At 73.6% G+C, this 458-nt stretch carries 1 protein-coding gene; it reads left to right on the top strand.

Annotation, left to right across the window (positions count from 1 at the left end; all coding sequences use genetic code 11):
• A partial coding sequence (locus tag GVL50_RS28490; protein WP_159815851.1) for a molybdopterin-dependent oxidoreductase occupies positions 1-409 on the top strand: 409 nt, incomplete at its 5' end.
• Positions 410-458 lie beyond the last annotated feature (49 nt).

Genomic DNA, 458 nt, shown 5'->3' with positions numbered 1-458 from the left:
CACCGAAACCTCCGGCAGCTTCGTGAATGCCGAAGGGCGCCTGCAGGGCTTCCACGCCGTGGTCAAGCCCCTGGGCGATGCGCGTCCGGCCTGGAAGGTGCTGCGCGTGCTCGGCAACCTGCTGGGTGTGCAGGGCATCGGCTTCGAGACCTCGCAGGAGGTGCTGGCCCACGCCGTGGGCGCCACCGGCGCCGAGCTGCCGACGCACCTGCCGGCCGCCCGCCTGTCCAACACGACGTCCGCGGCAGCCGCCGTGCCGGCCATCGCGGCCGGTGCGACGGAGCCCGTGGTCGCCGCCATCTACCAGCTCGACAGCCTCGTGCGCCGTGCGCCCTCGCTGCAGCTGACGGCCGATGGCCGCCAGGCTGCCGCGGCCGCCCCCGCCGCCGTGGAAGGAGCCGCAGCATGATCGACGCGCTCTACAACGGCGGGCTGAACCTCGTCGCCCAATCCTGGTG

Origin of the sequence: Pseudomonas sp. 18058 (assembly GCF_902706155.1) — a bacterium.
Lineage (GTDB): Bacteria > Pseudomonadota > Gammaproteobacteria > Pseudomonadales > Pseudomonadaceae > Aquipseudomonas > Aquipseudomonas rustica.
This window is presented reverse-complemented; position numbering and strand designations above follow the sequence as displayed.